Below are 9,710 nucleotides of genomic sequence, written 5' to 3' on the forward strand. Positions count from 1 at the left end.
GCGCCTTACGTTTCACCACAAATTCTGGCAAGACGGAAACGACCGATTGCGCACCGGGAATCGATTGAAAAAACAATGAAAGCGGCCCTGCTCACCGATCGCGGCGTCCTGCGGGTCACCGGCGAACCCGCACGCCATTTCCTGCATAATCTGGTCACCGCCAATATCGAGACCCTCACGCCCGGGCATGCCCGCTATGCGGCGCTCTTGACGCCGCAAGGCAAGATCATCGCGGATTTCTTCGTGGTGGAAGCGCCGACCGAGGACGGCGGCGGCTTCTTCATCGAAGCGCCCAAGGCGCTCCTGCCCGACCTCGCACAGAAGCTCACTTTCTACAAGTTGCGCGCGAAGGTGACGATCGAACCGATCGAAGCGCTGTCGGTGCTCGCGGCGTGGGACGGGATCGGGTCCACCGAATACGGCCTCGACTATCGCGACCCAAGGCTGCCGGTGCTCGGCCAGCGCGTGCTGGTCCCGGCCGATGTCGCAAGCGAGGCGGCCGCCGACCTCGGTGCCACCCTTGTGGACGTGTCCGAATACGAGGCACACCGGATTGCGCTCGGCGTACCGCGCGGCGGCGCCGACTTCGCTTATGGCGACGTGTTCCCGCACGATGCCGATCTCGACAAGCTCGGCGGCGTCGATTTCAAGAAGGGCTGCTTCATCGGGCAGGAAGTGGTGTCGCGGGTCGAGCATCGCGGCACCGCGCGCAACCGCATCGTGCCGGTGGAATTCGACGAACACGCCGCCGAGGACGGCAGCGCGGTAATGGCAGGTGACAAGACCGTCGGCACCATGGGCTCGTCCGCCGGCAACATTGGACTTGCGATGCTCCGGATCGACCGCGTCGCCGATGCGCTGGCGTCGGGCAAACCGCTGCTTGCAGGCGGCATTCCGATGAAACTGCGCGAAGGCGCGATCACGGATTTCTTCAAGGATGTAGCGACCGGATGAAAGCGATCACGCATGCGGACGGGCTCACGCGCTGCCCGTGGCCGAAGGACGACCCGCTCTATGTCAGCTATCACGACACCGAATGGGGCGTTCCGGAATATGACGACCGCGCGCTGTTCGAGAAGCTGATTCTCGACGGTTTCCAGGCTGGCCTCTCGTGGATCACCATCCTGCGCAAGCGCGACAATTTCCGCAAAGCCTTCGACGATTTTGATCCGGAAAAGATCGCCCGCTACACCCCGCGCAAGATCGAGAGACTGATGCAGGATGCCGGCATCGTGCGCAACCGGCTGAAGATCGAGGGCACGGTTCGCTCGGCGCAGTCCTGGCTCGACATCATGGAAAAGGGCGGCGGTTTTTCGAATCTGCTCTGGGATCATCTGAGCGGACGGCCGAAGGTCAATGCATTCAAGACGCTGAAAGGCGTACCGGCGGAAACACCATTGTCGCGCGCGATTTCCAAGGACCTGGCCTCACGCGGCTTCAAGTTCGTGGGACCGACCATCGTCTATGCCTTCATGCAGGCGGTCGGGATGGTCAACGATCATCTCGTGACCTGCCACCGCCACGAGGAATGCGCGAAGCTCGGGCGGAAGGCGTAATTCACGTGAACGCCGCGCGCGCATCAGCCAAAGCCCGCGCCTGGCAGCGCATGCTGTCCGGGCGCAGGCTCGATCTGCTGGACCCCTCCCCGCTCGATATCGAGATCGAGGACATCGCGCACGGCCTGGCGAGGGTGCCGCGCTGGAACGGCCAGACCATCGGCGCGCATATCTTCTCGGTCGCCCAGCATACGCTGCTGGTCGACACCATCGCGCGCCGGCAGGGCCCGCTCGACGACAGGCTCCGGCTCGCAATCCTGCTGCACGACGCGCCCGAATATGTGGTGGGCGACATGATCACGCCGTTCAAGGCGGTGATCGGGGATTCCTACAAGGCGGTGGAGGCGCGGCTGCTGGCCGCCATCCATCTGCGCTTCGGCCTGCCGCCGCAGCTTCCCGCGACGCAGGAGAAAACCATCAAGAGCGCCGATCGTGCTGCTGCTTATCTCGAAGCGACGCGGCTCGCCGGCTTCAAAGAGGACGAGGCCCGCAGGTTTTTCGGCACGCCGCCGGAGCTCTCGCCAGCGCTGGAACGCGATTATCTTGCGCCTTGGCCTGCAGAGACCGCGGAAGCGCGCTATCTGGAACGGTTTGCGAAGCTCGCGGGGTGATGATCAGGTATGGCGGCGCCACGATTTCCGGCGCATACTACCGTCGCTTGAACCTGTCATCTCGACGTTGCGACCAAGACAATGCGAGTAATTCGGGGATCGGTCATGCGAGCGGCTCTTCTTTGGGTAGTTCTCGGCGTGCTATCCGCAACGTTCGCCTCTTCAGATATCGTCAGCGCCCAGACCTGCAACAATCCGAATGCGATTGGTGTAGCGCGAACCGTAGAGATCGACACCACTGGTGGTCCCGGTTTCGGCGTCGAGCATTTCAAGTTTCACGACTTCCTGCGCAGCAAGGAAGTCGTCTTGACATTCGACGACGGGCCTTGGCCAACCACGATCAAGGTGTTGCAAGCTCTTGAGGAGCATTGCACGCGCGCAACGTTCTTCATGATCGGCAAGCACGCCGAATATTATCCGGAGATCGTTCGCCAGGTGGCGCGCGGCGGTCACACCATCGGGTCGCACACCTATTCGCACGCCGATCTTTCAAAGAAGGGCGTGTCGATTGCCCAGGGCAAGGGAGAAATCGAAAAAGGCATTCAGGCCATTGGGCAGGCGCTCGGCAGTAAGCCCGCTCCGTTCTTCCGGTTCGTCGCGCTGAAACATCCGCCAGAACTCGTCTCATATCTTGGGCAACGCAACATCGGGATTTTTTCGACCGACCTCGACTCTTTCGACTTCCGCGCGAAGAGAGCCAGCGAAGTCGTCGAAACAACGATGGCGAAGCTCAGGAAATTCGGCAAAGGCATCGTATTGCTGCACGACTATCAGACCGCCACGTCGGAAGCGATGCCGCAGCTCCTGAGCCGACTCAAGGCCGAGGGCTACAAGATCGTCCATATGCGTGCGAAGGGCATGGCGCCGGCGCCCGTTGCGCAGTTCCAGCCACGACAACCCGAGGCGCCGCCGCCCGCGCCGCAAACCGCATTGCCACAGATCACACCGCCGTCCCCGCCGCCTGCGACGACGCCATCACCTCCGCAGGCGGTCGCGCCGCTGCCGCAACACGCTCATGTCGCGGCGCCGACGCGACCGGTGAACGCGCAAGCACGCGTCGAACGCCGGGTCGCACTCGTGATCGGCAATTCGGCCTATGCCCATTCCGCCTCGTTGCCAAACCCGGCGCGCGATGCTGAATCGATTGCGGCCGCGCTCCGACAGATTGGCTTCACCTCCGTCAAGACAGAGACGAACGTCACGCGTGAAGCTCTGATCAGCGCCCTGCGTGCCTTTCAGGAGGAAGCCGATCGGGCGGACTGGGCGATTGTCTACTTTGCCGGCCACGGCATGGAGATCAACGGCGTCAACTTTCTTCTGCCTGTTGATGCGAAGTTGAAACGCGACCGCGACGCGCAGGACGAGGCCGCCCCGCTCGACCGGGTGCTGTCGGCGATCGAAGGCGCGAAGAAGTTGCGCCTCGTTATTCTTGACGCCTGCCGCGACAATCCTTTCGTGGCACAGATGCAGAAATCAAACGCGACACGCTCGATCGGCCGCGGGCTCGCACGGGTGGAGCCGGAGGGAGGCACACTGGTCGCATTTGCCGCCAAACACGGTCAGGTTGCGCTTGACGGAGATGGCGACAATAGCCCGTTCGTGATCTCATTGTTGAGACATCTCGGAACGCCGAATGTCGAGATCAACAAGCTGTTCCGGCTGGTGCGCGACGACGTGCTGAACCAAACCGGGCGGCGGCAGGAGCCTTTCGTCTACGGATCGCTGCCGAGCGACGACTTTTTCTTCGTGCAAAAATAGCTGCCAACCAGCTTCGCGGACGCGCCGACTTCAGGCTTTTCGCCAGAAGCTCCTTGATCCCGCAAAAATAACCATCCCTTAAATATCTGAAATATCACAATGAATTCGTATTTCTGTTTGGTTTGAACGATCTTCTGGCCGAGAACAATTTCTTTGCTGCACTCACTCGGCCGGGTTTTCAACGATCTCTTGGCCGATCTTTCGCCAAGCTGGCATTTTAGCTTGGGAGAATCGGGATTACGCAGCAAATAGCGGTTTTGCTCGCCGGAATAATTACATGATCCACGTCTGCTCGCTCGCCCGCCTGCATCCGACCGTCGCCGAGACCGGCGCCAGGCACGTCGTGACGCTGATCAAGGACGTTGCCATGGTGCGGCGCCCGCCCTCGATCGAGGAAGCCAATCACCTGCTGCTCGACATGGACGACATCGTCACCATCATGAACGGCTATGTACATCCGAGCGAGGTGCATGTCGAAAAGCTGATCGATTTCGTCACCTCATGGGACCGCGGCACGCCGATTGTCGTGCATTGCTATGCCGGTATCAGCCGCTCGACTGCGGGCGCCTTCATCACCGCCTGCGCGCTCAATCCGAAACGTGACGAGGCAAGCATCGCGCGCGCCATCCGCTCGGTCTCGCCGAGCGCGCAGCCGAACATCCGTCTGGTCTCGCTTGCGGATGACATTCTGGGCAGGGGCGGCCGGATGACCAGCGCCATCCGCGCGATCGGCCCGGGCATCGCCGCGTATGAAGGGCATCCGTTCCGGCTCGACCTCGAGTAAGCACGTGCTGACGCCGATCGAAATCGGACTGACTACCGCGATCGTCGCGGTGACGGACGACGAGCCGCAGGTTCTGGTCGCCGGCGAGACCGGCCAGACGCACATGCCCGATGGTTTGCCATCAGGTCCATTCGATCCGCTGTCGCACCGTACGTTCGAGATCGGGCTTCGCGAATGGGTGGCGGCGCAAACCGCACTCGATATCGTCTATGTCGAACAGCTCTATACATTCGGCGACCGCGGACGCCATGCGCGGGCCGACGACACATCTCCGCATGTGGTGTCGATCGGCTATCTCGCGCTTACCCGCGTTCCGGAAAATGTCGCGGGCCTGCGCGAAGCCGGCGCTGGTTTCAGGCCATGGTACCGCTTTTTCCCGTGGGAGGACTGGCGCAACGGGCGCCCCGCCATCATCGACGACGCGATCCTGCCGCCGCTGACCAAATGGGCGCGCGGTGCGGCCGGGCGCGCCGAGCGGCTGCGCCTGTGCTTCGGCGACGGGGGCACGAGCTGGGACGAGGAAAAGGTGCTGGAGCGCTACGAATTGCTCTACAGCGCGGGCCTGATCGAGGAGGCGCAGCGCGACGGCAGGGTCAAATCGCTGGACGCAAAACTCGGCAAGACGAGGCTCGGCGAATCGATGCGGCTCGATCATCGCCGCATTCTCGCGACCGCAATCGCCCGGCTGCGCGGCAAGCTCAAATACCGGCCGGTCGTGTTCGAGCTGATGCCGTCCGAATTCACCCTCACGGAATTGCAGCGCACCGTGGAGGCGATTTCCGGACGGCACCTGCACAAGCAGAATTTCCGCAGACTTGTGGAGAGCACCGAACTGGTCGAGCCGACCGGCGAAATGGCGACAGCGACCGGCGGACGGCCGGCCGCCCTGTTCCGTTTTCGCCGCGAGGTCATGCAGGAGCGGCATGCGCCGGGCCTGAGGCTCGGTGTGCGGCGCTGACGGCAGTCTGCTGATGCAGCGTGCCTCCACTCGAGCGTTTCCCGGTTGACGCTCCGAGGATAGAGTTCCGCCGGCAACGCGGTGGGCGATTCTCATGGAATTCATCGGCTTCATGGCGCTGGTGGCATTGCTGGTCATCGTCGTGCGAATGCGCAGCAGGCTCCTAGCGCTGGAAGCGGCTGTCGGCCGGCTGAGCGCGCTGATTCCAAACGCCGCATTACCTGCAACCCCTGCGGCGCCTCCGATCCGAACGATGGATGCCGCGCCGCCGCAAGCAGCAGCGCCCCCTCCCGCGCCGGTCTCCGCGGTCGCGCCGGAAACCGACAGAATGGCGGCGGAGCCGGTCCTCGAAACCGCCGCCACGACGCAGCCCGCTCCCGCAACGCGCCGCGAATATGGCGATTTCGAACGCCGCTTCGGCACCCAATGGGTGGTCTGGATCGGCGGAATCGCGCTCGCGCTCGGTGGCATTTTTCTTGTGCGCTACACGATTGAGGCGGGCCTGATCGGGCCCGGCATGCGCATCCTTCTGGGCGCCCTGCTCGCGCTCGCGCTGGTCGGGCTCGGCGAATATGCACGGCGGCGCGAGATCCTGTCAGGCCTTGTCCGCTTCAACACCGCCCATATTCCGAGTGTGCTGACCGCGGCCGGAACGACAGTCGGCTATGCCGTGATCTATGCGGCCTTCGCCCTCTACAACTTCCTGTCCCCCGGCCTGGCCTTCCTGCTGCTGGGTGCGGTGGCGCTCGCCACGCTCGCGGCCGCCCTGCTCCATGGGCCAGCGCTGGCCGGGCTCGGCCTTGTCGGCGCCTTCGTCACCCCCGCCCTGATCGGATCGACGCAACCCAATTACTGGGCTCTTTATCTCTACCTCACCGTGGTGACGGCGGCCGCTTTCGTGCTGGCCCGCATGCGGCTCTGGCGCTGGCTGGCGATCACCGCGGCGGTGTTCTCGCTGGTCTGGCTGATCCTGCCGCTCGGGGCGGGCGGCGAACTCTATCCGCAGACGATGTTCCTGCTGGCCGGCTTTGCACTGGCCCTGGCGCTGATCGTCAGCGGCCTGCTGTTCGGACCCGACGCCGGGCGTGGACGGCTTGACTTTCTCTCGAGCGGCGTGCTGGCCGCTTATCTGTTCGGTGCCGTGCTGGTAGTGATCGCCAACCGTCATGCAAATCCAGCGCTGTTGACGCTGTTCCTGCTGTGCGCTGCAACGGTCGGCGCCGCATGGCGCAGCGAAGCTGCGACACCCGCGCTCGGCGCCGCAGCCCTGGCAGGCATTCTGATCGTCGGACATTGGTCGGTCTCGGATTATTTCGTGCTGATCTCCTCGCCCGGCGGTCCGTATTCTGCGGTTCCGCCAGTCGCCAGACTGGAAGGCCTGCGTGCGCATCTGATGTTCGGTGCCGGCATCGCGCTGATGTTCGGAGCGGCCGGCCACCTCGCGCAGGGGCGATCGCGACATCCCTATGCGTCGATGATCTGGGCCGGCATGGCAGTGCTGGTTCCCCTCCTGGTATTGGTCGCGCTCAACTACGGCGTGGCGCAGTTCGAGCGCTCGATCCCGTTCGCCGCGCTGGCAGTTGTGCTCGCCGCGCTATTCGGCTTCGCGACCGAAAGGCTCGACCGTCGCAAGCTTGCGCCCGGCGGCGCCGCCGCTACCGCGATCTTCGCCGTGGGCGCGGTCGCCGCACTGGCACTGGCCCTCACCTTCACACTGGAACGCGGTTGGCTGACCGTTGCGCTGGCGCTGATGGTTCCGGGGATCGCGTGGGTATCGGACAAGCGTCCGCTGCCGATGCTGCGCCAGCTTTGCATGGTGCTGGTCGGGCTCGTGATCGCGCGCATCCTGTGGGATCCGCGTATCGTCGGCGACGAAGTCGGCTCCACGCCCATCCTGAACTGGCTGCTCTGGGGTTATGGCGTGCCGGCGCTGTCATTCTGGACCGGCGGAATGATATTGCGCAGGCGCGGCGACGATCTCGCCTCACGCAGCGTGGAATCAGCGGCGATCACATTCACGGTCCTTGCCGTCATGCTGCAGATCCGTCACCTCATGAATGGCGGCGACATCTACCGGCCGACGGCGAGCCTGTCGGAAATCGGTCTGCAGGTCTCGACCCTGCTCGCGATGACTCTCGGGCTCGAACATGTGCGCGCGCGCACCGCCAGCATCGTGCACGACGTCGCGGCGCGCATCCTCGGGTCGTTCGGCTTCCTCGGCGCGCTGGTCAGCATCGGCATCCTGGTCAATCCGGTCTTTACCGGCGAGCCGGTCGGCGGCATCTTCCTCAATGCGCTGCTGCTCGGTTACGGCATTCCGGCGTTGCTGATGGCGATCCTGGCGCGCCAGATCCGCAAGACCCGGCCGGCACTGGTTTATCGGACGGCGGCGGTCACCGCGATTGCGCTGGCGCTCGTCTATCTCACGCTCGAAGTGCGCACGATTTTCCACGGTCCGGTCATCGCCGGCTTTGCCGCCAGCGACGCCGAGCAATATACCTATTCCGCGGTATGGCTCGCGTTCGGTGTGGCGCTGCTGCTCGCAGGCATCGCACTGAAATCGCAGTCGGCGCGCTTTGCGTCGGCCGCGGTCGTGATCCTCACCGTCGCCAAGGTGTTCCTGTACGATCTTGCCGGCGTACAGGGTGTGTTCCGCGCGCTGTCGCTGATCTGCCTCGGACTGACGCTGATGGGGATCGGCTTTCTGTATCAGCGCCTGCTATTCGCGCCACGGCCGCGCGGCGACGATGCGGCCGCTCGGGCGACCGCCTGAGCAACCCAGGATGATCCGATGAGCGACATCACCTACGGCGTCGTGCCGCCCGAAACGCTGCTGCAGCATGATGGGCTCACGTTCCTGCGCGCGCTCCTGAGCGGGCAATTCCCGGCCCCGCCGATCACCGAAACGCTGGGCTTCACGCTGGCCGAGGTCGATCCGGGCCGCGTCGTGTTCGCAGGCGAACCGCAATGGCGTCATTACAACCCGATCGGTTCGGTCCATGGCGGCTTCGCGATGACGCTGCTGGATTCCGCGCTCGCCTGCGCGATCCATTCGACGCTGGCGAAGGGCGAGACCTACACCACGCTCGAGATCAAGGTGAACCTGGTCCGGCCATTGACGCAAGACACCGGGCCCGTGCGCGCGGAAGGCCGAGTGATCCATCGCGGCCGCACGGTCGCAACGTCGGAAGGCGACATCAGGGATTCAGGCGGCAAGCTTTACGCGCATGCCACGACCACCTGCATGATCTTTGCGGCAAGGGCATGAAGCCGCTGCAAGCAGAGCGGAGCCGTCAATCCTTCGTCGAGCGCAGCGCAGGCTTCTCGTCAGCCGCGCCGGCGGCAGCGTCGTCCGGCTTGGCTTCGTCCGCCTTCGCTTCTGCCGCGACTTCCTCGGCCGGCTTCTCTTCGACGGCGGGAAGATCATCCTTTTCGATCGGCTTCGGAAATGCCGCCGACGCGGTCGTGTTCGCCTTCAGGTCCATCGGCGCCGAAGGCTTCGCTGGGCGCGAACCCGGCTGCTCCACCGATGCGACAACGGGACGGTCACGACGCACAAAATCGCAATAGGCAAATCCCAGCCCGGATACCGATCCGCGGAAGGTGCTGGCCGAGGTCTTGATCAGGTTGAAGCAGGGCCGGAACGGCACGCCCCTCACCGTGGCGCAGACCCGGTCGCCGATCACATGCAGGGTATTTGCAGGCAGGACGGCATACCGGGTGGCGCCATTTCCGCGAAACTGGATGGTCCCGGCGACCGCGCCATTTTCCATGATCCGGCCGGCGCCGCGGGTTCCCTCGAAGCATTGATAGGAGAACAGCTTGCCGACGACGAAGGCGCGCGCCTCGCGCGCGTTCATCTGCTGGGCTTGCGCCGGGACGGCCGCAAAGGCCGCCGCAGCGAGCAAAGCACCGTAACGCAACATGCGGGACCCCCTGTTTCAGACGCAGGTCTTAACCCGCTTCTTACCATAATGACCGGTAAATGTGCCCGAACTTCGTAGCCAAATCCTGAATGATTTACCCGATATTGACCACGATGC

At 63.9% G+C, this 9,710-nt stretch carries 9 protein-coding genes; 8 read left to right on the forward strand and 1 reads right to left on the reverse strand.

Annotated features, from left to right (window positions below):
- Positions 1-75: 75 nt before the first annotated feature.
- The 8 genes from AB7F49_RS26365 to AB7F49_RS26400 all read left to right on the forward strand — a co-directional run bounded on the left by AB7F49_RS26365 (position 76) and on the right by AB7F49_RS26400 (position 8,935).
- Positions 76-954: a YgfZ/GcvT domain-containing protein gene (locus tag AB7F49_RS26365; protein WP_428527934.1), complete on the forward strand. Its 879-nt coding sequence runs from the start codon at positions 76-78 to the stop codon at positions 952-954.
- Positions 951-1,556, forward strand: coding sequence for a DNA-3-methyladenine glycosylase I (locus AB7F49_RS26370; RefSeq protein ID WP_428527936.1), 606 nt, complete (start codon positions 951-953; stop codon positions 1,554-1,556). Before AB7F49_RS26365 ends, AB7F49_RS26370 begins: the two co-directional genes overlap by 4 nt.
- A gap of 50 nt (positions 1,557-1,606) precedes the next feature.
- Positions 1,607-2,167: a YfbR-like 5'-deoxynucleotidase gene (locus AB7F49_RS26375; RefSeq protein ID WP_428527949.1), complete on the forward strand. Its 561-nt coding sequence runs from the start codon at positions 1,607-1,609 to the stop codon at positions 2,165-2,167.
- A 105-nt stretch (positions 2,168-2,272) separates the two neighbouring features.
- Entirely contained in the window at positions 2,273-3,925 is a 1,653-nt protein-coding gene (locus AB7F49_RS26380) for a caspase family protein (RefSeq protein WP_428527937.1), read from the forward strand.
- Between the two features lie 277 nt (positions 3,926-4,202).
- Complete coding sequence (locus AB7F49_RS26385; RefSeq protein WP_428527939.1) at positions 4,203-4,709, forward strand: tyrosine phosphatase family protein; 507 nt, start codon at positions 4,203-4,205, stop codon at positions 4,707-4,709.
- Positions 4,675-5,667 carry an NUDIX hydrolase gene (locus AB7F49_RS26390; protein WP_428527941.1) on the forward strand — a complete coding sequence of 331 codons (993 nt, stop codon included), beginning with the start codon at positions 4,675-4,677 and terminating at the stop codon, positions 5,665-5,667. The genes AB7F49_RS26385 and AB7F49_RS26390 overlap by 35 nt, the downstream gene beginning before the upstream one ends.
- Before the next feature lie 94 nt (positions 5,668-5,761).
- Positions 5,762-8,440, forward strand: a complete 2,679-nt coding sequence (locus AB7F49_RS26395) for a DUF2339 domain-containing protein (RefSeq protein WP_428527943.1) — start codon at positions 5,762-5,764, stop codon at positions 8,438-8,440.
- Positions 8,441-8,458: 18 nt separating this feature from the next.
- Positions 8,459-8,935, forward strand: a complete 477-nt coding sequence (locus AB7F49_RS26400) for a PaaI family thioesterase (RefSeq protein WP_428527945.1) — start codon at positions 8,459-8,461, stop codon at positions 8,933-8,935.
- Between the two features lie 25 nt (positions 8,936-8,960).
- Here the strand turns inward: AB7F49_RS26400 and AB7F49_RS26405 are convergent, their stop codons facing one another.
- On the reverse strand, positions 8,961-9,593 hold the full coding sequence (locus AB7F49_RS26405; protein WP_428527947.1) for a hypothetical protein: 633 nt from the start codon (positions 9,591-9,593) through the stop codon (positions 8,961-8,963).
- Between the last annotated feature and the right edge of the window lie 117 nt (positions 9,594-9,710).

The sequence above is a fragment of the Pseudorhodoplanes sp. genome, from assembly GCF_050250235.1.
Taxonomy (GTDB): domain Bacteria; phylum Pseudomonadota; class Alphaproteobacteria; order Rhizobiales; family Xanthobacteraceae; genus Pseudorhodoplanes.